Raw genomic sequence first — 24,135 nt, 5'->3', positions numbered from 1 at the left:
CTAATCTGGCGACGCTTTGTCGCAGGGAAGTGATCAACCCATGAGCGGCGGCGGTTTTTCAACGAATGAATAATATAATTTACGAACCTTTCAGCAGGCTTTACGGGGCTTTTTCCTGGTAAAGCTGTTAGCAGCGGGATATTTCATTAGTCTCAGTCTATCGTTTTGACTTATTCGATCAGCTCAGCTAATGTTGTGTTCATTATGTTGAACGGTAAAGCTTTCAAGCTCCTCTCCACCTCCCGCCTGGTTTCCCGTGAGCGTCACTGGACCGGCGATCTCTAGCCCCTCCCTCGACCTGCAGTCTTAAACGTTGTGTTTCGTGCTGATGCCTGCGCGCTCGGCCGCTGTCGCCCATGGGAGGGCACCATGCGTTCCTGGATTTATTTGTTCGTCGCGATCACCACTGAGGTGATCGGCACGGCGTCGATGAAACTCGCCGCCACACATTTCCCCGTCCTGGGGCATGCCGTGATGTACGTCATGATCTGTCTGTCGTATTTCTTCCTGGCGCTTGCAGTCAAGCGTGTGCCAGTGGGCGTGGCTTATGCCTTGTGGGAAGGGATCGGTATCGTCCTGATCACGTTGGTCAGCGTCGCCTGGCTGGGCGAAAGCCTGGGCTGGACCAAGGCGCTGGGCCTGGCAGTGATGATCGCCGGTATCTTGCTGGTCAAGGCCGGTACCCGCAGCAAGCCTGCTGCACGCGAAGTGGAGGGCCTGCCATGCTGATCCCCTTTGCCTGGCTGGGTTTGGCCATCGTGCTGGAAGTGCTGGCCAACCTGCTGCTCAAGTATTCGGACGGTTTTCGTCGCAAGGGCTTGGGTTTTGCGTCGATCCTGAGTGTATTGGCAGCGTTTACGGCGTTGGCTCAGGCCGTTCAGGACATCGAACTCTCACTCGCCTACGCCATCTGGGGTGGCTTTGGCATCCTGGCGACCGTAGCGATGGGGTGGGCGCTGTTTGGTCAGCGTCTGGCGGGGCGCGGATGGTTGGGTCTGGCCTTGCTGCTGGTGGGTATGAGCCTATTGAAAATGGCCTGAAAACAACGCGATCGACGCATGTCCGGCACGTTTATGCACAAGTGGCATGCCGGACTTGCGCGAAAGGCATGCCACTTGACTTATCCGCCGGTCTTTGCGCAAAGGCCTGTTTTTACTGGTTTTGGTTCACTGTCTGGAATTAGCGAACACGCTGAAATAGCGGTTTGATCCCAGTTTTCGTGATATTCATCACAAGCTTGTTCACAGAGTTATCCACAGGCTGTCAACTGTGCTGCGCGGATCTGTCGCGTTCTGCGAGCAATAGCAGGTTGCGGGGCGTGAGCGGGTAATCGCAGAACACGCCCATGCGAACGTCATAGCCGTGCTCCTGGAGGAACAGGGCGCGGTCCAGCACCAGCCACATTTCCAACGGGCGGCGGAACAGGTTGCGCAACAGCTCCAGGTTGCGTACCTGGGCCAGTCGTTGCCAGCCGGCGGCCTCCAACGCAGCCCAGTCCGGCGCCTCATGTATTTCGACTTGCCGAAGCTCGGCCAGGTCGCGGCAATAGCGCTCGAAGGTCTTGTCCAGCCAATTGACTGGCAACGAGGGTGTCGGCAGGTATTCGTCGATGCCGCGCTGCTGACGTTGCAGCAGGTCGAAGCCCAGGCGGCGGGCCATCGAGATGTCGCGCTGGCGCCGGACTCGAGCGCTGGAGGTCACTGCCTCGTTCAACGGCAGCCCCAGGTCTTCCTGACTCAATGCCAAGGCCGAGGCGCGGGCCGCCGAAGACATCGGCTGATACGTCTTGCCCGGGATACGGTTATAGCAGCAGGGTGCGACGGCGATCTGTGGGCAGCCTTGCTGGCTGGCCAACTGCAGCAGCCGCACATGCAGTTCGCCACAGGCGTGGAGGGCAACGACGCTCTTGCCAGTGTCCAGGTGTCGCTGGCTGTCGGGTGCCAACACATCTTGCTGCACATGGGTGGCGGGCAGTTGGTGATGTTCGCTCAGGACGCTTCCCGCGTGAACCAGTTCGGTGTCGTATTCCAGGCAGGTCAGTCGCTGGCCGGGTTGCAGCAGGCGTCGGCCCAAATGGCCTTTGCCTGAGCACCAGTCCAGCCAGTGCGCGGTGGGCCGGTGAAAGGCCAGGCGGCGGGTGAAGGCTTCGATCTGCTGCCATTTGCGCCCTGGGACATTGACGTCGAGGCGGTGCCCGGCCGGATGCAGGCCCGCATCGGGGAGCTCGCCCAGCGCAGACAACTGCACGGCCTGAGCGGCCAGTTGTGCGAAGGGTGCTGGCGCCTGAAGCTGCTCGGGATGCTGCTGGACGGCCTCGGCCTGCTCCAGGGTGCGCTGGCGCAGCCAGGTAGAAAGTTCGGGGAGTTGGGTCTCCCAGTCCAGATGCAGTGCGGTGAAGGGGCGCGGGCGCCACAGGTGCTGATGCTGGAGCAGGAAGTGGTCGAGGGCCTGGAAGCGCTCGAGCAGGTGAGGGCCTTGGAGGAAAGGGGTGGTTTGCATTCAAGCACCGTAGCGCTGTTGGAAGGGGAGCGCTTTACGCTCCATCGCAGGCTACGCCAGCGCCTGCAGATTCAGGCGATGCGGAGCCGGCGATGGGCCGCAAGGCGGCCCCGAGGGTTGTTACAGCCTCAACGGCCTTGGCAGGCGTCCACGCGCAACCAGCGTTCGAGTACCTTGAAACCCTGAACCAGCACAAAGGAGATGACCAGGTAGAACACGCCTGCGGCAAAGAAGATCTCCACCGGCAGGTAGGTACGGGCGATGATGGTTCGCGCCATGCCGGTCAGCTCCAGCAGGGTGACGGTACTGGCCAAGGCGCTGGCCTTGAGCATCAGAATCACTTCGTTGCTGTAGGCCGGTAGGCCGATGCGTGCGGCGCGCGGCAGCATGATGTAGAACAGGGCCTTGCCCCGCGACATGCCCAGCGCCCGTGCCGCCTCGATTTCGCCTTTCGGGATGGCCTGTAGTGCGCCACGCAGGATCTCGGCGATGTAGGCGGCGGTGTGCAGGGTCATGGTCAGCACCGTGCACCAGAACGGATCGCGCAGGTACGGCCACAGCGCGCTGCTGCGTACGGCATCGAACTGGGCAAGGCCGTAGTAGACCAGGAACAGTTGCACCAGCAGCGGTGTGCCGCGGAAGAAGAAGATGTAGCCATAAGGCAGGGCGCGCACGTACCAGTGGCGCGAGGAACGGGCGATGCCCAGCGGGATGGCCAGGATCAGACCGGCGATGACCGCGATGGCGACCAGCTCCAGGGTCAGGGTCGCGCCCTGGGCCAGGCGTGGCAGCCACTTGATGATGACTTCCCAATTCATTATTCGGCCCTCGCGAAGCCGCGAGCGGCGCGTTTTTCCATGAAGTGCATACCGGTCATGGCAATGATGGTCAGGCTCAGGTAGATGCAGGCGGCGACCGCGTAGAAGGTGAAGGGCTCCTTGGTCACGGTCACGCCGATCTGCGCGTGACGCATGATTTCCTCAAGCCCGATCACCGACACCAGGGCGGTGTCTTTCATCAGGATCATGAACAGGTTGCCAAGGCCGGGCAGGGCGATCCGCCACATCTGCGGCAGGATGATCTTCGAGAGGATGCGGCCTTTGGACAGGCCCAGCGCCAGGCCCGCTTCACGGTGCCCTTTGGGGATGGCCAGGATCGCGCCGCGGAAGACTTCCGTCGCGTAGGCGCCAAAGCACAGGCCCAGGGCGATCACGCCGGCGGCGAATGCGCTGAGCTCAAGGCCTGGCATGTTCAAGGCTTCGCCAAGGCTGTTCATCAGCCCGACGGTGCCGAAGTAGATGAGCAGTACCCAGAGCAGTTCGGGTACACCGCGCACCAACGTCGAATAAGTGCTGCCAAGCCATTGCAGTGGCTTGACCGGGGATGTCTTGGCCAGGGCGCCGAGCAGGCCCAGGACCAGCCCCAGCAGCAGGGCGCAGAGCGCCAGTTTTACGGTCATCAGGGTGCCGGCCATCATAGCCGGACCGAATCCGTGCAGGTCGATATTCATGGGCAGGTGCATTCAAGGGACCGGCGCCGCGCAAGGCGGCGCTGGTCTGGGTGAATCATTCGATGCTGAACGGGAAGTACTTGTCGTTGATCTTCTTGTACGTGCCGTCGGCCTTGATTTCGGCCAGGGCCTTGTTCAGCTTCTCGCGCAGCGGGTCGCCTTTGCGCACGGCGATGCCGATCTTGTCACTGTCGACCACAGGCTCGCCCTTGAACTCGAAGTTCTTGCCGTCCTTGCTCTTGAGCCACTCGTACTGCACGTACTTGTCGGCCAGGATGCCGTCGATGCGGCCAGCGATCAGGTCCAGGTAGGCGTTTTCCTGGGTGTCGTACAGTTTGACCTCGACGTCATTGCCGTAGTTGTCTTCCAGCCAGGTGCCGGACAGGGTCGCACGCTGGGTGCCGATCACCTTGCCCTTGAGCGAAGCCTTGTCGGTCTTGAAGTTGACGTTCTTCGGGGCGATGAACTGCAGCTTGTTGGAATAGTAGGGGTCGGTGAAGTCGACGGCCTGCTTGCGCTCGTCGGTGATCGACAGCGACGACACCAGGAAGTCGAACTTCTTGGCGTTCAGCGCAGGGATGATGCCGTCCCAGTCGGAGGTGACGACCGAGCATTCGACCTTCATCTTGGCGCACAGGGCGTCGCCGATGTCTTTGTCGAAGCCGACCACGTTGCCGCTGGCATCCTTGTTGTTGAACGGCGGGTAGGCCGCCTCGATACCCATGCGCAGTTTTTCCGCGGCCATGGCATTGGCCGAGAAGACCAGCGTGGCGGCAGCGGCCAGGAGGAATTTCTTATAGGTCTGCATGTGTTGCTCCGTTAGCGGTGGCTGGACATGAATTGCTTGCAACGCGCCGAGGTCGGGTTTTCGAACACCTGCTGCGGCGATCCCTGCTCTTCGACCAAGCCCTGGTGCAGGAAGACGACTTCACTGGACACCTGGCGGGCAAAGTTCATTTCGTGCGTCACCAGCAGCATGGTACGGCCTTCGTCGGCCAATGCGCGGATGACGTTAAGCACTTCCTGGACCATTTCCGGATCGAGCGCCGAGGTCGGCTCGTCGAACAGGATGACCTTGGGTTTCATGGCCAGGGTCCGGGCAATGGCAGCGCGTTGCTGCTGGCCACCGGAAAGCTGGGCGGGGTAGCTGTGGCGCTTGTCATGGATGCCGACCTTGGCCAGCAGTGCCTCGGCGGCCTCGATCGCCTCGGCCTTGCTCTGGCCAAGCACGCGACGTGGCGCCTCGGTGATGTTGTCGAGGATCGACATGTGCGGCCACAGATTGAAATTCTGGAAGACGAAGCCGATTTCGCTGCGCAGACGGTTGATCTGGCGGTTGTCGGCGGCGATCAGGTCGCCAGTCTTGGTCGCCTTGAGCTTGAGCTCTTCGCCGGCGACGAGGATCTGCCCCTGGTGGGGGGTCTCCAGCAGGTTGATGCAGCGCAACAGGGTGGACTTGCCGGAACCGGACGACCCCAGGATCGAGATCACGTCACCGTCGCGAGCGGTCAGAGAAATGCCCTTGAGAATCTCCTGCTCGCCGTAGCGTTTGTGCAGGTTACGGATTTCCAGCGCGGGCGTGGCCTGGGCCATGTGCGGTCCTCATGTGTTCGGGTGCGTTCCCAGCTGTTGGCGGCCTTCCTGGCGAGCGCCAAGCTAGCATAGCGGCGTAATGGCGGCCAACCAGGTCGCAAGGGGCTCGGGTCGCTGGCGGGATACTTTGTCGCATCGTTGCAGCGGACTGTCGCGAGGATGTCCGCGCGCACGTCCCCAGCACCGGAGCCTTGATGAAAAAAGGCGCGATGGTGCCAGCTTTGGACGTGCCTGGGAAGCCGTTTTTGGCCGGGTGGCGCTTTACCTGTGACTGTGCAGGTCTTGGGTTGCGCCGCTGGGTTGCGCTTTTTGTTGCTCATTTTTTGTGCGCAGGTGTTACCGGGGAGCACCTTTGGTGCATTTGTAAGTGGGTATTTCAGTAATCCGGGGCTGGCAAGAAAAGTTGACGCTCTTTCGGTCAAGGCATGGCCGAAAGGCCTGCAAGTCTTGATGGTCGCGCTTGCCAGGTGATTCCGATGAACGTGTTTGGAGAGTGGCGCGGTTATTGCCAGATGGCATGGACCGAATGCAGCGACGCCTACATCAACCCCCGGGCGCGCTTCGTCTCAGCATTTCGGGTGGTCCACTCCTTACAAAGGTAGTTTTATGAGCGGTAAGCACAATTCCAATGACCTCGCTCAGGGGCTCAAGCAACGGCATGTGACCATGCTGTCCATCGCTGGCGTAATCGGCGCCGGTCTGTTCGTTGGCTCCGGCCACGCCATTGCTGCGGCAGGTCCTGCCGTCCTGCTCGCCTATGCGGCAGCTGGCACCCTGGTGGTACTGGTGATGCGCATGTTGGGCGAGATGGCTATCGCCTCACCCGACACCGGTTCCTTCTCCACGTATGCCGACCGCTCCATCGGGCGCTGGGCAGGTTTCACCATCGGTTGGCTGTATTGGTGGTTCTGGGTCCTGGTGATCCCGCTGGAGGCCAACGCCGCGGCGGCCATCCTGCATGCCTGGTTCCCTGCCGTGGATCTCTGGGCCTTCTCGCTCATCATCACTTTGGCGCTGACCCTGACCAACCTGTGCAGCGTGAAGAACTACGGTGAGTTCGAATTCTGGTTCGCCCTGCTCAAGGTGCTGGCCATCATCGGCTTCATCGTCGTTGGCTGTGTGGCCATGTTCGGCCTGGTACCCAACAGCCAGGTCAGCGGTGCCAGCCACCTGTTCGATACCCAGGGCTTCATGCCCAATGGTCTGGGCGCGGTGCTGGCCGCCATGCTGACTACCATGTTCTCCTTCATGGGTACCGAGATCGTCACCATCGCCGCCGCTGAGTCGAAAGACCCGGGCAAGCAGATCAGCCGCGCCACCAACTCGGTGATCTGGCGTATCTGCCTGTTCTACCTGGTGTCGATCTTCCTGGTCGTGGCCCTGGTGCCATGGAACGATCCGGCCCTGGCCGAGACCGGTTCCTACCAGACTGTTCTGAGCCGCATTGGCGTGCCGAACGCCAAGCTGATCGTCGACATCGTCGTGCTGATCGCCGTCACCAGTTGCCTGAACTCGGCGCTGTATACCTCTTCGCGCATGCTGTTCTCCCTGAGCAAGCGCGGTGACGCGCCGGCCATGGCGCAGCGCACTACCAAGGCGGGCACCCCGCACTGGGCGGTCCTGCTGTCCACCGCGGCGGCGTTCCTGTGCGTATTCGCCAACTTCGTGGCTCCGGCTGCGGTGTTCGAGTTCCTGCTCGCCAGCTCCGGCGCCATCGCGCTGCTGGTGTACCTGGTGATTGCCGTGTCGCAACTGCGCATGCGCACCCAGCGTGAAGCCCGTGGCGAGAAGATCGTCTTCAAGATGTGGCTGTTCCCAGGCCTGACCTGGGCCACCATCGCGTTCATCGTCGCGATCCTGGTCGTGATGGCGCTGCGCGAAGACCATCGCGCCGAGATCATCGCCACCGCGTTGCTCAGCATTGGCGTGGTCGCCGCCGGCCTCTTGGTGCAGCGCAAGCGCAAGGCCGAAGGCCAGGCTGCCGGGCAGGTGGCGCTGGATAACTGATTCGGGCAGTTGAAATGAAAAGGCCGCGCCCTGTGAAGAGCGCGGCCTTTTTGTTTGCCGATGTCGGTCTTTTCGCGGGTGAACCCGCTCCCACAGGTATAGCGGTGTTATTGAGTGCACCGCAGAGCTTGTGGCAGGTTTGCCCACACAAGCGATCAGCCGAACTGCTTCTGCTGTTGCTGCAGCTTGGCCACCGCTTCCGAAGCTGCCACATAGGCTTCTTGGAATTCCTCGCTCTCCAGCCAGGCCATCGTGGTGTCCGCGTCGGTGCCATCGAGCCATTCGCGATAGGCAGTGAAAACCATGATGATGTAGTCGGTGGCGTGTTCTTCCTTGTGACCCTTGAGTACCAGGGCCAGCAGGGGGTCGACCAAAAATACCGAGATCATCGGCACCAGGCCGCTCTGATGGGCTTCCTTCATCCTGTCGAACAGGCTGGCGTAGCTGCCCGAGTCCATGGCCTTGTTGAAGACCTGCTCGACACTGGCGCTGTCGCCGGCGCTGGCCTTGACCGCCTGGCCGCTGCGCACCATTCGGTTCTGCTTGGCCTTGTTGGCGGCGCGCTTGGCGCGTTTCTGTTGCTTGGTGTTGGAGGCCATGGGCGAATCCTTGGGGTCTCTGGAAAGTGCGCGTATTGAAGCGTAGTTGCCGCAGAAACCCAAGGGGCTGTGCTGCAGCTACAAGGCGCTAGCCGGCCAGCGGCGACGGTTCATCCTCCTCGAACCCCCGCGAGGCCCGTCCCACCAGCAGCGAGTCGGGTGCATGGGCGACGCTATGGTCCTTGCCCGGATAATCCAGAGAGTGCAGGAAATGCCGGATGCAGTTGATCCGCGCCCGCTTCTTGTCGTCGGATTTGATCACCGTCCAGGGGGCGTCGGCGGTGTCGGTGTGGAAGAACATGGCTTCCTTGGCTGCGGTGTAGTCGTCCCACTTGTCCAGCGACTTGATGTCGATGGGCGAGAGCTTCCAGTGCTTGAGCGGGTCATCCCGGCGAGAGATGAAGCGGCGCAGTTGCTCTTCGCGGTTCACCGAGAACCAATATTTGAACAGCAGGATGCCGCTGTTGCACAGCATCCGTTCAAGCTCCGGTGCCTGGCGCATGAACTCCAGGTACTGCAGCGGTGTGCAGAACTCCATCACCCGCTCGACACCGGCGCGGTTGTACCAGGAGCGGTCGAAGAAGACCATTTCGCCTGCGGTCGGCAGGTGCTGGATGTAGCGTTGGAAGTACCACTGACCCTTTTCCTGTTCGGAGGGTTTCTCCAGGGCGACGATCCTGGCGCCGCGTGGGTTCAGGTGCTCCATGAAGCGCTTGATGGTGCCGCCTTTGCCGGCTGCGTCGCGGCCCTCGAAGAGGATGACCACGCGTTGGCCGGTTTCCTTCGCCCAGCTCTGGACCTTCAGCAGTTCGATCTGCAGGGCGTGCTTGGCCTTCTCATAGTCCTGGCGGCGCAGGCGCGTGCGGTAGGGGTAGCTGGCCGGCAGGCGCGCCGAGGTGCTGTCTTCATTGCTGCCATGGCGAGCGGTGGCCACTTCCAGTGCTGTCGGCTGCTGGCTGATGGCGCTGATGCTCGGGTCTGGCGCGGTCTTGGCGGCGGCTTGGCGTCTGCGAGGTGGGCGGGGGCGGGTTATCGGTGTGATGCTTGGCGTCGCATCGGCGGTGGGCGGGAACAGAGGCGTGGCGTCGTCGCTCATGACAGTCCTTTGGGTCGGTTCGAATGTCCACCCGATATGCTAGGACGCGGTGAGCGGTGGCTGTTTGATGCCGGTCAATGTCGCGCGCTTTGCGCTGTGGTGCCGTAACCCCATGGCCAGCCATGGGGTACAGGGATCTCAGGCTGCGGTCAGCGCTGGGATCTGCAGGCCGAGCTTGGCGGCGGCGTAGTCCATGTCGCCCTTGGAGATCGACTGGGCCTGGAAGCCGGCACCGATCAGGTCCTTGATGTACAGCTTGTTGTAGATGACGCAGAACACCAGCGAGCTCAGGCCCATGGTGAGCATCTGCAGCACGAACTGGATCGCTCCGAACTTCCAGTCACCGCGGAACAGCGCCGGGAAGAAACCGAAGAAGAAGGTGGTCCAGGAAAAACCGACCGGGGCTTCTTTGAGTGCGCCGGTTTTCGGGTTCTTGAACATGATCGACGTGTAGGCCATTTATCTCTCCTTGTATGCCCGCTTTCAAAGCATGAACGGGCTGACATGCAAATCCTTGCGCCGGTTGGCGTTCGTGGATCAGGGCTGTGCCGGCTGCGCGTAGATCGGCTGCTGGCGCTGCGCGTTCTCACCCAGTTCGTTGATGCAGTAATTGATGTAGTACGCGTTGAACAGGAACGTGTAGAAGGCGTTCATTGAGAAGTAAGGCTGCTGGTGAGCGTTGGCGTAGGTCATCAGCAGGCTGCGGGCATTGAATGCCCAGACGATGAACAGCACGCCGCTGGCGATGCTCAGCAGGGCGCCGATGCCGACCAGGAAGGGCTCGGGGTTGTCGATGAAGGCACCGCTCAGGCCCATGCAGACGCAGATCCAGATGATGTAGGTCTCGCTGCAGACGGTCTGTCCGGTGGCTTCACGCAGGTGTTGGTTGGTCTTGTACAGCCAGATCAGCAGGTAGATGCCGCCGGTGACCGCGCACAGCAGTACCAGGTGCAGCGTCTTGCGATTGACCTTGTTCATGAGTTCGGCAGGGGATGTCATGGCGCTTCCGATTTTCGAGAGGAAAAAACGGGCTGAGGCATCGGCTGTCTGATGAGGCATTCCTTGCTCAACCGTCGTCCGTGGGTTATGCGCTGCAAGGCAGGGGCAGCGCGGCGCGAATGATAGCATATGGCTATTTTGGCGCCAGACTTTCGTTGCAAAAGTCGCGGGCATTAAAAAACCCCAGGCAACTTGCGTTACCTGGGGTTTGGCACTTGGTGCCCAGAGACGGAGTCGAACCGCCGACACGAGGATTTTCAATCCTCTGCTCTACCGACTGAGCTATCTGGGCGACGGGGCGAATTAAAAAGGTTTTCAGACCTTCCGTCAACGACTTTTTGAAAATTTTTTAAATTAATTCCGTCGCTTACGTTTTCTGGGGTCATTCGCTCGGCGGAACGTACCCTTCGGCCTGGGCGTATTCCTCGCCAGCGAAGAACTTGTCCATCTCCGCCTGGAGGAACTTGCGGTCCTCGGCGTTCATCATGTTCAGGCGCTTTTCGTTGATCAGCATGGTCTGGTGCTTCTGCCATTCGTCCCAGGCCTTCTGCGAGATGTGATCGAAGATGTCCTGACCTTTGGCGCCTGGGTAGGGGGGGCGTGGCAGGCCGGGGAGTTCTTCGTTGTACTTGCGGCACTTCACGGTGCGGGTCATCGGGACTCTCCTGCAATCAATTCATCGGCCGCGCGTTTGAGCAGCTTCTTGACCGGGGCAGCGAGGCCCAGGCGCGGCGGGGTGGCGAGGTTATACCAGAGCCAGTCGGGCTCATCCACGGGGGCGCCGAGCGGGTCGACGCGCACCAGCCACGGTTCGATGGCCAACTGGAAATGGCTGAAGGTGTGCGTCAGGCCGTCCAGGGCCTGGCTGTCTGTGGCGCGCAGGCCATGCTGGTAGGTCAGGTCGTCGAGCTGTTCCAGGCTGTCCAGTTCCGGCAGGCTCCACAGCCCGCCCCACAGGCCGCTCGAGGGGCGGCGATAGAGCAGAATGGCGCCTTCATGGTTGGCCAGCAGCGGCATCAGGGTGCGGCGCTGGGGCAGCGTCTTGCGCGGCTTGGGTTCGGGGTATCGGGTTTCTTCACCGAGCAGGTGGGCTTGGCAGCCGGCCTTGAGCGGGCAGATCAGGCAACTGGGCTTGCTGCGGGTGCAAAGGGTCGCGCCCAGGTCCATCATCGCCTGGGTGTAATGGTTGGCCCTGGCGTGTGGCGTGAAACGCTCGGCATTGGCCCACAGCGCGTTGGCCACCTTGGGCTCGCCGGGGTAGCCGGCTTGGGCGGTGTAGCGGGCCAGCACGCGCTTGACGTTGCCGTCGAGGATCGGCGCGCGAATGCCCATGCTGATACTGGCGATGGCGCCGGCAGTGGAGCGACCTATACCGGGCAGCTCCGTGAGCTGCTCGACGCTGCGTGGGAACTCGCCGGCGTGCTGCTCGACCACGATTTTCGCGGCTTTTTGCAGGTTGCGCGCCCGGGTGTAGTAACCCAGGCCCGTCCACAGGTGCAGCACTTCGTCCTCCGGCGCTTCGGCCAGAGCCTGCACGGTTGGCAGGGCCTGCATGAAGCGGTCGAAGTAGTTGAGCACAGTGCTCACCTGGGTCTGTTGCAGCATGATTTCCGACACCCACACCCGGTAAGGCGTGATGCCCTGTTGCCAGGGCAGGTCATGACGGCCGTGTTGGTCGTACCACTGCAGCACGGCATTGGAGAACTGCTCGGGACTCATCGTTTGAACAGCCCCTTGAGTGCATCCTTGAGCTGCGGGCTGACCTTGTCACCGAGCTTCTCGTCGAGTTTTTCCTGCAGGCGGTTGCCGGCCAGCTTGGCGGCGACCTTGCCCAGGCCTTCCTGGTCCAGGCGGCAGGCTTTGGCGCCTAGCTCCAAGGGGCCACGGCAACGCACCGGCACCTCGATGCCGACATAGCGTTCGTTGACCTGGCAGGCTGGGTCCGGCATGGCGCGCTGATCACCCTCGACGATCACGCCGAGGTTGTAGTCCATGCCCAGTACGCGCAGGTCCACATCACCGTGGCCGTTGACGGTCAGGCCTGGAATGCTTGCCTTCAGGTTAGGGTTGCTGGCGACGCCATTGCGCACCACCAGGCTGCCGCGCAGTTCCTGGAACGGTGTGTCCTTGCCGCGCGGTTCGCCGCTCAAGGTCTTGCGGTTGAGGGTGGCGATGGCGTGGCACAGCTGCTGCTCAAGGTTCGCGTTGACCAACACACCGTCAGTGATGGTGAAGCTGGCATTGCCGTTGAGGGTGTCGATCAGTGCTTTCTGGCTGTTGCCGGTGGCGGTCAGGTCGCTGGACAACGTCAGCAAACCTTTGACCGGTGGCGCCTTGTCCGGAGTATCGGTCTTGATGAAGTGTTCTACCGGCACGCGGTTGATGCGGGTCTTCACGCCGATCTGTGGTACGGCGGGGCGCACGTCGAGTGTCCCGTTGCTCTCGAAGCTGCCGTCGTACAGGCCGCCGCGCAGGGTTTCGAGGATCAGCAGACCGCCTTGGCCGCTGGCCTTGAGCTGGGCATCGGTGATCGGCAGCTTGTCCAGGGTCAGTGCGTCGAACGAGACGTCTGCTTGCAGGTCGAGCTGGCGCAGGCGATCCACCGGCAGCAGCTTATCGCTGCTCCAGGCCACCTGGGTAGGCGCGTTGGGCAACGGGGTCGTGCTCGGGCCGCTCACGGCACTGGCTTCCTGCTGCTGGACCTCGGCGTGGCGCGCGGCGCTGGCGCCCTTGGCCTGTTCGCTCTTGGCTTGCAGGTAGCGGTCGGCGTTGAACGTGTCGCCTTTAAGGCGCAGGCGCAGGGCCTGCTTGGCGAAGTCGTCGATGGCGATACGGCCGCTGAAGGTGCTGTCGTCGAGCTTCACGGCCAGGTCTTCCAGGGCCAGGCTGGTTGGATTGGCCTGCAGGCGGGTGACCAGCTCCAGTTTGCCGAAAGCGGCCGGGTCGGCGGTGGCGGGCAGCGGATGGCCAATGCTGTCGAGGAAGGTGCGCAGGTCGAACTGGGCGATGGACAGGCCGCCGCTCAACTGCGGGGTTTTGTCCAGGTCGCGCAGGTTCAGCTCGCCCAAGGCGCGCAGCTGGTTGGCGGACAGCTTCAGGCCATTCCAGGAGGCCACGTTGGCCGCCAGGTCGACCAGCAGCTGGCCTTGGGCGGCGAAGGTCATGGTCTTGCCGGTAAGCGGCTCGCCAGAGGCCTCGCCTGAAAGGCGCATGTCCTCGATGTTGTAGCGCTTGAGCTTGCGGTCGAAACGCAGTTCGCCTGTCAGCTCGGTGCGTGCCTTGAGGCTTGGCTGGCCGACGGTGAGGAAGGCACTGGCCTTGAGCGGGATGTTCACGCCCTCATGGACCGCGCCGGTGCTCAGCTGGATGCTTTGCGCGGTGAAGGTCTGGCCGGTCTTGGCGTCGGTGTATTGTACCTGGGCGTTATTGACGGTCAGGCTGTCGATGTCCAGCTTGACCATGCGCTCGCGCGTGTCTTCCTTGTTGGCCGGGGTATTGGCCGTGGCGGGGGCTTCGGCCGTGCCGGTCGATGGTGCGTCGGCAGGCTGCGGCAGTGGCTTGCCGATGTCTTCCCAGTTGCCGTGGCCGTGTTCGTCACGGTTCAGGGTCAGGTTCAGGCCCTCGACGCGTACGTCGCTCATCTGCACCTCGCGGCGCAGCAGCGGCAGCACACGGACCGACAAACCCAGCATCTGCAGGTCGGCGAACGGCTCCTTGGGCTTGTTCAGCGTGGCGATGCTGGCCTCGTGCAGCTCCAGGCCCAGCCACGGGAACAGGCTCCAGCCGATATCGCCGTTGAGCGTCAGCTCGATGTGGGCCTTGTCGCGGGCCAACTGGCGAATCTCGTCTTTGTAGTCGTTGGGATCGAAGAGGTGGGTCAGGGCGAAGCCCAGCGCCACGATGATCAGCAGCAACCCGAGAAGCCCCAGCCCCAGGATTTTGCCGAACGCTTTCATGGGCGAGTCCTTGTAGTCCGTTTTTGAAATTCAAGCCTGGGAGTATAGCGCCGTGGGTAGGACCTCGGCGTATTCAATAGTGGGTGATGGGAGGGACAGTGCAGTCTGTATGGGTACGGGCTTGCCCCTGGAGCGAGCAGGCCGTCGCCTCAAACAGCAGAAATTACACAATTGCGACATTGCCATATGTCATTCGCGTTCCAAGCGGGAGCGATCTGGGCCTATAATGGCAACCTTTTCGCCCAATGATTTTGCGGAGCTGGTGATGGTCGAACGTAAGGCTTCCGTCGAGCGCAATACCCTGGAAACCCAGGTAAAAGCCTCGATCAACCTCGATGGCAGTGGCAAGGCCCGATTCGATATCGGTGTGCCTTTCCTCGAACACATGCTCGACCAGATCGCCCGGCATGGGCTGATCGATCTGGACATCGAGTGCAAGGGTGACCTGCATATCGACGACCACCATACCGTCGAAGACGTCGGCATCACCCTCGGCCAGGCGTTCGCCCAGGCCATCGGTGACAAGAAGGGCATCCGCCGCTACGGCCATTCGTACGTGCCGCTGGACGAAGCCCTGTCCCGCGTGGTCATCGACTTCTCCGGCCGTCCGGGCCTGCAGATGCATGTGCCGTACACCCGTGCCAGCGTGGGCGGCTTCGATGTCGACCTGTTCCAGGAGTTCTTCCAGGGCTTCGTCAACCACGCCCTGGTGACCCTGCACATCGACAACCTGCGCGGCCACAACACCCACCACCAGATCGAAACCGTGTTCAAGGCCTTCGGCCGCGCGCTGCGCATGGCCGTCGAGCAGGACGAGCGCATGGCCGGGCAGATGCCTTCCACCAAGGGATGCCTGTGATGCAGACGGTCGCCGTAATCGACTATGGCATGGGTAACCTGCACTCGGTGGCCAAGGCCCTGGAGCACGTGGGAGCCGGCAAGGTGCTGGTCACCAGCGACGCCGCGGTGATCCGCGAGGCCGACCGCGTGGTGTTCCCGGGTGTTGGCGCGATCCGCGACTGCATGGCCGAGATCCGTCGCCTGGGCTTCGACAGCCTGGTGCGTGAAGTCAGCCAGGACCGTCCGTTCCTCGGTATCTGCGTGGGCATGCAAGCCCTGCTGGACCACAGCGAGGAGAACGACGGCGTCGACTGCATCGGCCTGTTCCCTGGCCAGGTGCGTTTCTTCGGCAAGGACCTGCAGGAAGACGGCGAACACCTGAAGGTGCCGCACATGGGCTGGAACGAAGTCAGCCAGACCATCGACCACCCCCTGTGGCACGACATCCCCGACCGCGCGCGCTTCTATTTCGTTCACAGCTATTACATCAATGCCGGCAAGCCCGGGCAGGTGGCCGGTCGCGGCCACTATGGCGTCGATTTCGCCGCGGCCCTGGCCGAGGGTTCGCGCTTCGCCGTGCAGTTCCACCCCGAGAAGAGCCATACCCATGGCCTGCAGCTGCTGCAGAACTTCGTCAGCTGGGATGGACGCTGGTAAATGAGCAAGTCGCGGACCAAGGCCCCGGTCATCACCCTGGCACCCGAGCAGGAGCGCGAGGCGCTCGACACCTTGAAGCGCTTCCTTGAAGACCGCTTCGAGCTGACGCTTGGGTCGTTCGAGGTGGTTGAGGTCCTCGAGTTGTTCAGCAAGGAAATTGCACCCCACTACTACAACAGGGCGATTGCCGATGTTCAGCTGCACCTCAAGGAGCGGTTCGAGAGCATCGAGAGCGACCTGTGGGCACTCGAGAAGCCCTGAATTTCACTGATTAGACAGGTTCCCAAGATGCTGATTATCCCCGCTATCGATCTGAAGGACGGTGCCTGCGTGCGTCTGCGCCAAGGCCGCATGGAAGACTCCACGGTATTTTCCGACGACCCGGTGAGCATGGCCGCCAAATGGGTCGAGGGTGGCTGCCGTCGCCTGCATCTGGTCGACCTCAATGGCGCCTTCGAAGGCCAACCGGTCAACGGCGAAGTGGTCACCGCCATCGCCAAGCGCTACCCGAACCTGCCGATCCAGATCGGTGGCGGCATCCGCTCGCTGGAAACCATCGAGCACTACGTCAAGGCTGGCGTCAGCTACGTGATCATCGGTACCAAGGCGGTCAAGCAGCCTGAATTCGTCGCCGAGGCGTGCAAGGCGTTCCCAGGCAAGGTCATCGTCGGCCTGGACGCCAAGGACGGCTTCGTCGCCACCGACGGTTGGGCTGAAGTCAGCTCGGTGCAGGTCATCGACCTGGCCAAGCGCTTCGAGGCCGATGGCGTCTCGGCGATCGTCTACACCGACATCGCCAAGGACGGCATGATGCAGGGCTGCAACGTGCCCTTCACCAAGGCCCTGGCCGAAGCCACGTCGATCCCGGTGATCGCCTCCGGTGGCATCCACAACCTGGGCGACATCAAGGCCCTGCTGGATGCCAAGACCCCGGGCATCATCGGTGCCATCACCGGCCGCGCCATCTATGAAGGCACCCTCGATGTCGCTGAGGCCCAGGCCTTCTGCGACAACTACCAAGGCTGAGGACAGAACATGGCACTGGCCAAGCGCATCATCCCTTGCCTGGACGTGGACAACGGCCGGGTGGTCAAGGGCGTCAAGTTCGAGAACATCCGTGATGCCGGCGACCCGGTGGAAATCGCCCGTCGCTACGATGAGCAGGGGGCTGACGAGATCACCTTCCTGGACATCACCGCCAGCGTCGACGGCCGTGACACTACCCTGCATACCGTCGAGCGCATGGCCAGCCAGGTGTTCATCCCCCTGACCGTGGGCGGTGGCGTGCGTACCGTGCAGGACATCCGCAACCTGCTCAACGCCGGTGCCGACAAGGTCTCGATCAATACCGCCGCAGTGTTCAACCCTGAGTTCGTGGGCGAGGCTGCCGAGCGTTTCGGTTCCCAGTGCATCGTCGTCGCCATCGACGCCAAGAAAGTCTCCGGCCCCGGCGAAGCGCCGCGTTGGGAGATTTTCACCCACGGTGGACGCAAGCCGACCGGCCTGGATGCGGTGGCATGGGCGAAGAAGATGGAAGGTCTGGGCGCCGGTGAGATCCTGCTGACCAGCATGGATCAGGACGGTATGAAGAGTGGTTTCGACCTGGGCGTGACCCGGGCCATCAGTGATGCGGTAGGTATCCCGGTGATCGCCTCGGGCGGCGTCGGCAACCTTCAGCATCTGGCTGACGGGATTCTCGAAGGCCACGCCAGCGCTGTCCTGGCGGCGAGCATCTTCCACTTCGGCGAGTACACCGTGCCGGAAGCCAAGGCCTACATGGCTGCACGCGGGATCGTCGTTCGCTGACTATTGATCGGGGCTGCTGTGCAGCCCTTTTCGCGGCACAAGGCCGCTCCTGCAGGGGATCGTGCATTCCCCAGCAGGAGCGGCCTTTTGCCGTGAAGGGGCCGTGGCGCGGCCCCAATCCATCGATTACCCGTGGTTCTTGCCCAGCAACGCGTGATAAAGCTCGCTGTCGCCGAGAATCCCCACCACCTTGTCGTTCTCTTGCAGCACCAGCTTGTTGCCGGTGTGGTAGCGGATCTGCAAGGCGTCACGCATGCCGATGTTGGCATTCACCAGGGTGGGTTTTCGGCCCAAGGTTTCCACATCTTGTCCCGGAGCCCAGTTCTGCAGGTCCAGGCCATTCTGGCCCTGGCGAGCGCGCTTGAGCGAGCCCCCTTCGCCCAGGTCCAGCCAGGAGTCCACGCCCGGGTCCAGACACACCGAACCGTTGATCCGCTTGCAGTTGTCCAGGGTGCGCATCAGGCTGCGACCGCAGAGCACGTTGAGCGGGTTGGTGTGGGCCACGAAGGTACGGACATAGTCGTCGGCCGGGTTCAGGACGATCTCTTCAGGCTTGCTGTACTGGATGATCCGGCCATCTTTCATGATGGCGATGCGGCTACCCAGCTTGAGTGCTTCGTCCAGGTCATGGCTGACGAACACGATGGTCTTGCTCAGCTTGTTCTGCAGCTCCAGCAGTTCGTCCTGCAGGCCCTGGCGGATCAGCGGGTCGAGGGCCGAGAAGGGTTCGTCCATCAACAGGATGTCGGCGTCCATGGCCAGCGCCCGGGCCAGCCCCACGCGCTGCTGCATGCCGCCGGAAAGTTCGTCGGGCTTCTTGTTGCGTCATTGGGTCAGGCCCACCAGCTCGAGCTTCTCGTCGACCAGCTTGCGCCGCTCCTTCTCGGGTCGGCCCTGCATCTCCAGACCGAAGCTGATGTTCTCGCGCACGGTCAGCCAAGGCATCAAGGCGAACTTCTGGAACACCATGGCGATGCGCTTGGTGCGCATCATCTTCAGTTCCGCCGGGGTGCAGTGGGCGATGTCGATGTGCTTGCCTTCATGCTCGACGAACAGCTTGCCGCGGCTGACGGTGTTCAGGCCGTTGATGCAGCGCAGCAGGCTCGATTTGCCCGAGCCCGACAGGCCCATGAGCACGCAGATCTCGCCTTTGTTGATGTCCAGGTTGGCTTTCTCGACGCCGACCACAAGACCGGTCTTTTTGAGGATCTGCTCGCGGGTCTGGCCTTGGTCCAGCAGTGCCAGCGCTTCGCGTGGCTTGTTGGAGAAGATGACGTCGACGTCTTCGAAACGAATGATGCTCATGACTCACCTCGCGCCGGCAGCTCCGGTTGCTTGCAGATACGGTCCAGCATGATCGCCAGCAGCACGATCGCCAGGCCCGCCTCGAAGCCCAGGGCGATATCGGCGGTGTTCAGTGCGTTGACCACAGGTTTGCCCAGGCCGTCGGCGCCCACCAGGGCGGCGATCACGACCATCGACAACGACAGCATGATGCATTGGGTGACGCCCGCGGCGATGCTGGGCATCGCATGGGGCAGTTCGATGCGGGTCAGCAGTTGGCGGCGCGAGCAGCCAAAGGCCTTGCCGGCGTCGAGCAGCTCCTGGGGTACGTCGCAGATCCCCAGGTAGGTGAGGCGGATCGGCGCGGCGATGGCGAACACCACTGTGGAGATCAACCCTGGAACCACGCCCAGACCGAACAGGGTCAGGGTCGGGATCAGGTAAACGAAGGTAGGAACCGTCTGCATCAGGTCCAGGACCGGGCGCATGGCGGTGTAGAACATCGGTTTGTGCGCGGCGACGATGCCCAGCGGCACGCCGATGGCCACGCACACCACGGTGGCGAAGGTGACCTGCGCCAGGGTCTCCATGGTTTCCTGCCAGTAACCGAGATTGAAGATCAGCAGGAAGGACAGCGCGACGAATGCCGTCAGCGCCCATTTGCGCTGGATCAGGTGCGCCAGGGCGGCGAACAAGGCGATGAGGACATAAGGGTTGAACCAAGTCAGGGCGCTGGTGACCCCATGGATCATGAATTCCAGGCCCTGGGCGATGGCGTCGAAATAGTTGGCGCCGTTCTGGGTCAGCCATTCGACGAATGAGGCGATGTACTGCCCCAGAGGTATTTTCTGATCGATAAGCATGATAGCGAGCTTCCACCTGCAAAGATTGAAATCAGTCCGGGGCGGGCGTTGGCCTGCCCCGAGGTAGTGCCAATTGCTACTGCATCCTTGTTGTCATTGCGTCAGTTTGGCCTTGACCGCCTCCAGCCCGGGTTTGCCATCCACGGTCGTCACTCCGGCCAACCAGGTGTCGAGCACTTGCGGGTTGTTCTTCAGCCACGCCTTGGCGGCTGCGTCGGGTTTCATCTTGTCGTCCAGGACGTTGCCCATGAGAGTGCTTTCCATGTCCAGGGAGAACGACAGGTTCTTCAGCAGTTGGCCGACGTTGCTGCATTCCTGCGTATAGCCCTTGCGGGTATTGGTCAGGACGGTCGCCTTGCCGAACTCGGGGCCGAAGAACTCGTCACCGCCGGACAGGTATTGCATCTTGAAGCGCTTGTTCATCGGGTGCGGTTCCCAGCCCAGGAACACCACCGCCTCGCCGCGTTTCTGCGAACGGTCCACCTGCGACAGCATGCCCGCCTCGCTGGACTGCACCAGCTTGAAGCCGGCGTCCTTCAGGCCAAAGGCGTTCTTGTCGATCATGCTCTGGATGGTGCGGTTGCCGTCGTTGCCCGGCTCGATGCCGTAGATCTTGCCGCCCAGTTCGTTCTTGAACTTGGGTATGTCGGCGAAGTCCTTGAGGCCCTTGTCATACAACGCCTGGGGGACGGCCAGGGTGTACTTGGCGTTCTCCAGGTTGGCGCGCACGGTTTCGACTGTGCCGGCGTCACGGTATTGCTTGATGTCGTTCTCCATGGTCGGCATCCAGTTGCCGAGGAACACATCCAGGTCCTTGCCGGCGGCCAGCGACTTGTAGGTCACCGGTACCGAGATCATGTTGGTGTGAGTCTTGTAGCCCAGGGCTTCAAGTACAACGCTGGTGACGGCGGTGGTCACGGTGATGTCGGTCCAGCCGACGTCAGAGAACCGAACCGTCTGACACTGCTCGGGCTCCACGGCCTGAGCCAGTAGGGGTGTTGCGAGCATCGCGACCAGCAAGAGCGAGGGTGAACCTTTCATGGATGGACTCCTGTGATTTTTCTTCGGGTTTCCCGCGGGGTGCCGGGCTTTCTCTAGGCTCCGGTCGACCAGGCCTGCAGAGGGCAGGATGCGAGGCCGTGCAATACGAGTCGCTTTCGATAATCCCCCAGCGTTCGGCAATCGCCTACTGGTGGGGTCGTAACCAGTACAGGACGGGTCGCATCCAGTAAGGGCAATGTCGCATATGGATTTTTCCACCCTCTACCCTGGGTTTTTGCGTCACCGGCCCCCTCGAAAGCGGCGCGCAGGGCGCCTGGAGCGGGCGGCGTTGCTGGACAAAAGTACGTCGGTTGCAGACGGCGGGTAGTGGGGTAAAAGCCCGATGATGCGTGCATTCGCGGCAACTCGCGGTATCAGCCTAGCAGTTGCGCAACCCGCCATATGCCGCGGGGAGACAAGCCCATCAAGAGGTGATTCGACAATGGCCATCAGCGTGTTCGACCTGTTCAAGATCGGTGTAGGGCCTTCCAGCTCCCACACCGTCGGCCCCATGCGTGCCGCCGCCCTGTTCGTCCAAGGGCTGCGCCAGCGCGGCGAGCTGGAGCAGGTCAGGCGAGTGGAAGTCCGGTTGTATGGCTCGCTGTCGGCGACCGGCGTCGGCCACGGCACCGACAACGCCACCATCATGGGCCTGATGGGTGAGTGGCCCGACTCCATCGACCCCACGGTGATCACCCCGCGTATCGCCGAACTGCGCGAAACCAGCACCTTGCAGCTCGATGGCCACCTGCCGGTCGAGTTCGTCTGGAGCCGCGACATGCTGCTGCTGGACGAGAACCTGCCGTACCACCCCAACGCCATGACCCTGATCGCCGAAGGCGCGCAGGGCGAGCTGCACCGCGACACCTACTACTCGGTCGGTGGCGGCTTCGTGGTCGATGCGGCCCACGCTGCAAGCGGTGTGCTGGACGCTGACAACACAGTACTGCCCTATGGTTTCAACAGCGCGGCCGAACTGCTGAGCCTGTGCAAGCAAAACGACCTGCGCGTGTCGCAATTGATGATGGCCAACGAAAAGGCCTGGCGTAGCGAGGAAGAAATCCGCGCCGGCCTGCTCAAGCTTTGGCACGCCATGCAGGAATGCGTGAACAACGGCCTCAAGTACGAAGGCACCTTGCCTGGCGGCCTCAACGTGCGTCGCCGCGCCGCCAAGCTGCACCGCAGCCTGCAGGAGCTGGGCAAGCCCAACGTGATCGGCACGACCATGAGTGCCATGGAATGGGTCAACCTGTTCGCCCTGGCCGTCAATGAAGAGAACGCCGCGGGTGGCCGCATGGTCACCGCGCCTACCAATGGCGCGGCGGGCATCATCCCGGCGGTGTTGCACTACTACATGCGCTTCTCGGACGTGGTGGATGAATCCAACGTGGTGGATTTCTTCCTCGGCGCCGCTGCGGTGGGCATCCTGTGTAAGAAGAACGCTTCGATCTCCGGTGCCGAGGTCGGTTGCCAGGGCGAGGTCGGCTCGGCCTGCGCCATGGCCGCGGCTGGCCTGGCGGAGGTTCTGGGCGCCACCCCGCCGCAGCTGGAAAACGCAGCTGAGATCGCCCTGGAGCACAACCTGGGGCTGACTTGCGATCCGGTCGGTGGTCTGGTCCAGGTGCCGTGCATCGAGCGCAACGCCATTGCCGCGGTCAAGGCGATCAACGCCGTGCAGATGGCCCTGCGCGGCGACGGTGAGCACTTCATCTCCCTCGACCAGGTGATCCGCACCATGCGTGACACCGGGGCCGACATGCACGACAAGTACAAGGAAACCTCCCGTGGCGGCCTTGCCGTCAGCGCCATCGAGTGCTGATGCGCCAATTTTGCCCATCTTCGGTCGGTGCGCCACTTGTTGGCGCATCGGCCGTCCACTACCGGCTGTCAGCTGTCGCTACCAGAGGTGTCGTTGTCGGTGACACTTATGGATGTCGCTTCTGGGCAACCTTCCCAAAAGTGCTACTTAACTGCTCATGGGTTACAGGCAACGGCGCTAGCGCGCTGGTTCGCGTTCTCCTACAAATCTAAAGGAAAAGCCCTGACGGCCTTGGCGCGACGTCGTTTTTGGTTTTTTTTGAATGGTCGTTCAATTTCAGGCACGACCTTTGCGTTGAAGTTGGCAAAGCCTCTGCATACGAACCGGGGCCATTACAAGAAAACAGTGCCAGCCTGAGGCACATCCTGCATTGTGTGAGGAGAAATCGCGATGACGTCGTACACCTCCGGGAACCCAACCCAGAACCGCACAGCTCCCCAGTCCATCGGGTTTCTCCTGCTGGATAACTTCACCCTGATTTCCCTCGCCTCCGCCGTCGAGCCGCTGCGCATGGCCAACCAGATCTCTGGTCGTGAGCTGTACCGCTGGCACACCCTGACCGTCGATGGTGGCCAGGTCTGGGCCAGTGACGGTTTGCAGATCACGCCGGATGCGGCCATGCACAGCGCACCACCGATGGACACCGTGATCGTCTGCGGTGGTGTCGGTATCCAGCGCACCGTCACCCGTGAACACGTCACCTGGCTGCAAGCTCAGGCGCGCCAGTCGCGTCGCCTTGGCGCGGTGTGTACTGGCAGCTGGGCGCTGGCCTGTGCAGGCTTGCTCGATGGCTTCGATTGCAGCGTGCATTGGGAGTGTCTGGCAGCGATGCAGGAAGCCTTCCCACGGGTGAACATGAGCACCCGTCTGTTCACCTTGGACCGTAACCGCTTCACCAGCTCCGGCGGCACCGCGCCGCTGGACATGATGCTGCACCTGATCAGCCGTGATCACGGCCGTGAGCTGTCGGCGGCGATCTCCGAGATGTTCGTCTACGAGCGCATCCGTAACGAGCAGGATCACCAGCGCGTGCCGCTCAAGCACATGCTCGGCACCAACCAGCCCAAGCTGCAGGAAATCGTCGCGCTGATGGAAGCCAACCTGGAAGAGCCGATCGATCTGGACGAACTGGCGGTATATGTGTCGGTATCGCGTCGTCAGCTCGAGCGCCTGTTCCAGAAATACCTGCACTGCTCACCGTCGCGCTACTACCTCAAGCTGCGTCTGATCCGCGCACGGCAGCTGCTCAAGCAGACGCCGATGTCGATCATCGAGGTGGCTTCGGTGTGCGGGTTCGTTTCCACGCCGCACTTCTCCAAGTGCTATCGCGAGTACTTCGGGATTCCACCGCGTGACGAGCGCGTGGGCTCCAATACCGCGCAGCAGGTGGCGATGATGCCGATTCCGCAGGCGATGGCGTTGACCCCGCACAGTGGCCCGATGGCCTCGCTGAGCCAGGCGCGCAACGAGTCGACATTTGCCAGCGTAAGGCTCTGACGCCGCATCGACGCTCATGCGCGTCGAACGGCGCGTAGACAATGGCCCCACAGGGTTCTCATCGAGCCC

Annotated in this window: 24 protein-coding genes, 1 tRNA gene and 1 pseudogene; 10 read left to right on the top strand and 16 right to left on the bottom strand. The window is 62.2% G+C overall.

Translation table 11 applies throughout. The features are described 5' to 3' along the window. Window positions 1-369 precede the first annotated feature (369 nt). Window positions 370-729 carry a multidrug/spermidine efflux SMR transporter subunit MdtJ gene (locus IEC33019_RS25330; protein ID WP_070090773.1) on the top strand — a complete coding sequence of 120 codons (360 nt, stop codon included), beginning with the start codon at window positions 370-372 and terminating at the stop codon, window positions 727-729. Next, window positions 723-1,040 (top strand): multidrug/spermidine efflux SMR transporter subunit MdtI, encoded by a 318-nt coding sequence (gene mdtI, locus IEC33019_RS25325; RefSeq protein WP_070090772.1) that lies wholly within the window; start codon window positions 723-725, stop codon window positions 1,038-1,040. Before IEC33019_RS25330 ends, mdtI begins: the two co-directional genes overlap by 7 nt. Window positions 1,041-1,263: 223 nt before the next feature. On the opposite strand, the gene IEC33019_RS25320 is transcribed toward mdtI, so the two are convergent. The 5 genes from IEC33019_RS25320 to IEC33019_RS25300 form a co-directional block, all read right to left on the bottom strand. Continuing rightward, entirely contained in the window at window positions 1,264-2,499 is a 1,236-nt protein-coding gene (locus tag IEC33019_RS25320) for a methyltransferase (RefSeq protein WP_070090771.1), read from the bottom strand. Window positions 2,500-2,627: 128 nt separating this feature from the next. Further along, window positions 2,628-3,317, bottom strand: coding sequence for an ABC transporter permease (locus tag IEC33019_RS25315; RefSeq protein ID WP_070090770.1), 690 nt, complete (start codon window positions 3,315-3,317; stop codon window positions 2,628-2,630). Beyond that, the gene (locus IEC33019_RS25310; protein ID WP_070090769.1) at window positions 3,317-4,009 is read right to left on the bottom strand and encodes an ABC transporter permease; all 693 of its coding nucleotides are present in this window, start codon (window positions 4,007-4,009) and stop codon (window positions 3,317-3,319) included. The genes IEC33019_RS25315 and IEC33019_RS25310 overlap by 1 nt, the downstream gene beginning before the upstream one ends. A 55-nt stretch (window positions 4,010-4,064) precedes the next feature. Beyond that, window positions 4,065-4,817 carry an ABC transporter substrate-binding protein gene (locus IEC33019_RS25305; RefSeq protein WP_070090768.1) on the bottom strand — a complete coding sequence of 251 codons (753 nt, stop codon included), beginning with the start codon at window positions 4,815-4,817 and terminating at the stop codon, window positions 4,065-4,067. 11 nt (window positions 4,818-4,828) lie between these two features. Next, a complete protein-coding gene (locus IEC33019_RS25300) occupies window positions 4,829-5,602 on the bottom strand; it encodes an ABC transporter ATP-binding protein (protein WP_070090767.1) in 774 nt (257 codons plus the stop codon). A gap of 606 nt (window positions 5,603-6,208) precedes the next feature. On the opposite strand from IEC33019_RS25300, the gene gabP reads away from it, so the two are divergent. Continuing rightward, the gene (gene gabP / locus IEC33019_RS25290) at window positions 6,209-7,609 is read left to right on the top strand and encodes a GABA permease (protein ID WP_070090766.1); all 1,401 of its coding nucleotides are present in this window, start codon (window positions 6,209-6,211) and stop codon (window positions 7,607-7,609) included. Between the two features lie 155 nt (window positions 7,610-7,764). Here the strand turns inward: gabP and IEC33019_RS25285 are convergent, their stop codons facing one another. The 8 genes from IEC33019_RS25285 to IEC33019_RS25250 all read right to left on the bottom strand — a co-directional run bounded on the left by IEC33019_RS25285 (window position 7,765) and on the right by IEC33019_RS25250 (window position 14,259). Then, window positions 7,765-8,208 carry a hypothetical protein gene (locus IEC33019_RS25285; RefSeq protein ID WP_070090765.1) on the bottom strand — a complete coding sequence of 148 codons (444 nt, stop codon included), beginning with the start codon at window positions 8,206-8,208 and terminating at the stop codon, window positions 7,765-7,767. Window positions 8,209-8,296: 88 nt separating this feature from the next. Further along, entirely contained in the window at window positions 8,297-9,304 is a 1,008-nt protein-coding gene (gene ppk2, locus IEC33019_RS25280) for a polyphosphate kinase 2 (protein ID WP_070090764.1), read from the bottom strand. A gap of 138 nt (window positions 9,305-9,442) precedes the next feature. Then, entirely contained in the window at window positions 9,443-9,763 is a 321-nt protein-coding gene (locus tag IEC33019_RS25275; protein WP_099593998.1) for a hypothetical protein, read from the bottom strand. A 78-nt stretch (window positions 9,764-9,841) separates the two neighbouring features. Further along, the gene (locus IEC33019_RS25270) at window positions 9,842-10,303 is read right to left on the bottom strand and encodes a DUF4234 domain-containing protein (protein ID WP_070090763.1); all 462 of its coding nucleotides are present in this window, start codon (window positions 10,301-10,303) and stop codon (window positions 9,842-9,844) included. A gap of 216 nt (window positions 10,304-10,519) precedes the next feature. Then, window positions 10,520-10,595: transfer RNA gene (locus tag IEC33019_RS25265), tRNA-Phe, on the bottom strand. Window positions 10,596-10,685: 90 nt separating this feature from the next. Further along, a complete protein-coding gene (locus tag IEC33019_RS25260; RefSeq protein ID WP_043211032.1) occupies window positions 10,686-10,958 on the bottom strand; it encodes an oxidative damage protection protein in 273 nt (90 codons plus the stop codon). After that, window positions 10,955-12,022: an A/G-specific adenine glycosylase gene (mutY, locus tag IEC33019_RS25255; protein ID WP_070090762.1), complete on the bottom strand. Its 1,068-nt coding sequence runs from the start codon at window positions 12,020-12,022 to the stop codon at window positions 10,955-10,957. The genes IEC33019_RS25260 and mutY overlap by 4 nt, the downstream gene beginning before the upstream one ends. Beyond that, complete coding sequence (locus IEC33019_RS25250; protein ID WP_070090761.1) at window positions 12,019-14,259, bottom strand: AsmA family protein; 2,241 nt, start codon at window positions 14,257-14,259, stop codon at window positions 12,019-12,021. Before IEC33019_RS25250 ends, mutY begins: the two co-directional genes overlap by 4 nt. A 265-nt stretch (window positions 14,260-14,524) precedes the next feature. Between IEC33019_RS25250 and hisB the strand changes: the two genes are divergently transcribed. Genes hisB through hisF form a run of 5 tightly spaced genes read left to right on the top strand, consistent with a single transcriptional unit; the run spans window position 14,525 to window position 17,562 of the window. Then, window positions 14,525-15,118, top strand: coding sequence for an imidazoleglycerol-phosphate dehydratase HisB (gene hisB, locus IEC33019_RS25245; RefSeq protein ID WP_043211130.1), 594 nt, complete (start codon window positions 14,525-14,527; stop codon window positions 15,116-15,118). Further along, window positions 15,118-15,756, top strand: a complete 639-nt coding sequence (gene hisH, locus IEC33019_RS25240) for an imidazole glycerol phosphate synthase subunit HisH (RefSeq protein ID WP_043211039.1) — start codon at window positions 15,118-15,120, stop codon at window positions 15,754-15,756. The genes hisB and hisH overlap by 1 nt, the downstream gene beginning before the upstream one ends. Then, on the top strand, window positions 15,757-16,017 hold the full coding sequence (locus tag IEC33019_RS25235) for a DUF2164 domain-containing protein (RefSeq protein WP_070090760.1): 261 nt from the start codon (window positions 15,757-15,759) through the stop codon (window positions 16,015-16,017). It abuts the gene before it with no gap. 27 nt (window positions 16,018-16,044) lie between these two features. Further along, a complete protein-coding gene (hisA, locus tag IEC33019_RS25230; protein WP_043211043.1) occupies window positions 16,045-16,782 on the top strand; it encodes a 1-(5-phosphoribosyl)-5-[(5-phosphoribosylamino)methylideneamino]imidazole-4-carboxamide isomerase in 738 nt (245 codons plus the stop codon). Window positions 16,783-16,791: 9 nt separating this feature from the next. Continuing rightward, window positions 16,792-17,562: an imidazole glycerol phosphate synthase subunit HisF gene (hisF, locus tag IEC33019_RS25225; protein ID WP_043211046.1), complete on the top strand. Its 771-nt coding sequence runs from the start codon at window positions 16,792-16,794 to the stop codon at window positions 17,560-17,562. A 126-nt stretch (window positions 17,563-17,688) separates the two neighbouring features. Here the strand turns inward: hisF and choV are convergent. The 3 genes and pseudogenes from choV to IEC33019_RS25210 all read right to left on the bottom strand — a co-directional run bounded on the left by choV (window position 17,689) and on the right by IEC33019_RS25210 (window position 20,750). After that, window positions 17,689-18,867 (bottom strand): annotated as a pseudogene (gene choV / locus IEC33019_RS25220) (choline ABC transporter ATP-binding protein). Then, the gene (gene choW / locus IEC33019_RS25215) at window positions 18,864-19,712 is read right to left on the bottom strand and encodes a choline ABC transporter permease subunit (RefSeq protein WP_170831707.1); all 849 of its coding nucleotides are present in this window, start codon (window positions 19,710-19,712) and stop codon (window positions 18,864-18,866) included. Before choW ends, choV begins: the two are co-directional and overlap by 4 nt. A gap of 90 nt (window positions 19,713-19,802) precedes the next feature. Continuing rightward, window positions 19,803-20,750 carry a choline ABC transporter substrate-binding protein gene (locus tag IEC33019_RS25210; protein WP_070090757.1) on the bottom strand — a complete coding sequence of 316 codons (948 nt, stop codon included), beginning with the start codon at window positions 20,748-20,750 and terminating at the stop codon, window positions 19,803-19,805. Between the two features lie 442 nt (window positions 20,751-21,192). Here IEC33019_RS25210 and IEC33019_RS25205 point away from each other — a divergent pair, with 442 nt between their 5' ends. Next, window positions 21,193-22,569 (top strand): L-serine ammonia-lyase, encoded by a 1,377-nt coding sequence (locus tag IEC33019_RS25205; RefSeq protein ID WP_070090756.1) that lies wholly within the window; start codon window positions 21,193-21,195, stop codon window positions 22,567-22,569. Between the two features lie 390 nt (window positions 22,570-22,959). Further along, window positions 22,960-24,066: a GlxA family transcriptional regulator gene (locus tag IEC33019_RS25200; RefSeq protein WP_099593996.1), complete on the top strand. Its 1,107-nt coding sequence runs from the start codon at window positions 22,960-22,962 to the stop codon at window positions 24,064-24,066. Window positions 24,067-24,135 lie beyond the last annotated feature (69 nt).

This window comes from Pseudomonas putida, from assembly GCF_002741075.1.
In the GTDB taxonomy this organism is placed as follows: Bacteria; Pseudomonadota; Gammaproteobacteria; order Pseudomonadales; family Pseudomonadaceae; genus Aquipseudomonas; species Aquipseudomonas putida_T.
Note: the sequence above shows the minus strand (reverse complement) of the source record. Positions and strands in the feature narration are given on the sequence as shown.

Excerpts from the sequence above, each read along its gene's own strand:
- IEC33019_RS25270 (WP_070090763.1), bottom strand. The coding sequence starts at position 10,303 with ATGACATCCCCTGCCGAACTCATGAACAAGGTCAATCGCAAGACGCTG.
- IEC33019_RS25300 (WP_070090767.1), bottom strand. The coding sequence starts at position 5,602 with ATGGCCCAGGCCACGCCCGCGCTGGAAATCCGTAACCTGCACAAACGC.
- hisF (WP_043211046.1), top strand. The coding sequence starts at position 16,792 with ATGGCACTGGCCAAGCGCATCATCCCTTGCCTGGACGTGGACAACGGC.
- mdtI (WP_070090772.1), top strand. The coding sequence starts at position 723 with ATGCTGATCCCCTTTGCCTGGCTGGGTTTGGCCATCGTGCTGGAAGTG.
- IEC33019_RS25205 (WP_070090756.1), top strand. The coding sequence starts at position 21,193 with ATGGCCATCAGCGTGTTCGACCTGTTCAAGATCGGTGTAGGGCCTTCC.
- IEC33019_RS25250 (WP_070090761.1), bottom strand. The coding sequence starts at position 14,259 with ATGAAAGCGTTCGGCAAAATCCTGGGGCTGGGGCTTCTCGGGTTGCTG.
- mutY (WP_070090762.1), bottom strand. The coding sequence starts at position 12,022 with ATGAGTCCCGAGCAGTTCTCCAATGCCGTGCTGCAGTGGTACGACCAA.
- hisH (WP_043211039.1), top strand. The coding sequence starts at position 15,118 with ATGCAGACGGTCGCCGTAATCGACTATGGCATGGGTAACCTGCACTCG.
- gabP (WP_070090766.1), top strand. The coding sequence starts at position 6,209 with ATGAGCGGTAAGCACAATTCCAATGACCTCGCTCAGGGGCTCAAGCAA.
- IEC33019_RS25310 (WP_070090769.1), bottom strand. The coding sequence starts at position 4,009 with ATGAATATCGACCTGCACGGATTCGGTCCGGCTATGATGGCCGGCACC.
- IEC33019_RS25260 (WP_043211032.1), bottom strand. The coding sequence starts at position 10,958 with ATGACCCGCACCGTGAAGTGCCGCAAGTACAACGAAGAACTCCCCGGC.
- hisB (WP_043211130.1), top strand. The coding sequence starts at position 14,525 with ATGGTCGAACGTAAGGCTTCCGTCGAGCGCAATACCCTGGAAACCCAG.
- IEC33019_RS25200 (WP_099593996.1), top strand. The coding sequence starts at position 22,960 with ATGACGTCGTACACCTCCGGGAACCCAACCCAGAACCGCACAGCTCCC.
- ppk2 (WP_070090764.1), bottom strand. The coding sequence starts at position 9,304 with ATGAGCGACGACGCCACGCCTCTGTTCCCGCCCACCGCCGATGCGACG.
- IEC33019_RS25285 (WP_070090765.1), bottom strand. The coding sequence starts at position 8,208 with ATGGCCTCCAACACCAAGCAACAGAAACGCGCCAAGCGCGCCGCCAAC.
- IEC33019_RS25320 (WP_070090771.1), bottom strand. The coding sequence starts at position 2,499 with ATGCAAACCACCCCTTTCCTCCAAGGCCCTCACCTGCTCGAGCGCTTC.
- IEC33019_RS25235 (WP_070090760.1), top strand. The coding sequence starts at position 15,757 with ATGAGCAAGTCGCGGACCAAGGCCCCGGTCATCACCCTGGCACCCGAG.
- IEC33019_RS25210 (WP_070090757.1), bottom strand. The coding sequence starts at position 20,750 with ATGAAAGGTTCACCCTCGCTCTTGCTGGTCGCGATGCTCGCAACACCC.
- hisA (WP_043211043.1), top strand. The coding sequence starts at position 16,045 with ATGCTGATTATCCCCGCTATCGATCTGAAGGACGGTGCCTGCGTGCGT.
- IEC33019_RS25275 (WP_099593998.1), bottom strand. The coding sequence starts at position 9,763 with ATGGCCTACACGTCGATCATGTTCAAGAACCCGAAAACCGGCGCACTC.
- IEC33019_RS25315 (WP_070090770.1), bottom strand. The coding sequence starts at position 3,317 with ATGAATTGGGAAGTCATCATCAAGTGGCTGCCACGCCTGGCCCAGGGC.
- IEC33019_RS25330 (WP_070090773.1), top strand. The coding sequence starts at position 370 with ATGCGTTCCTGGATTTATTTGTTCGTCGCGATCACCACTGAGGTGATC.
- IEC33019_RS25305 (WP_070090768.1), bottom strand. The coding sequence starts at position 4,817 with ATGCAGACCTATAAGAAATTCCTCCTGGCCGCTGCCGCCACGCTGGTC.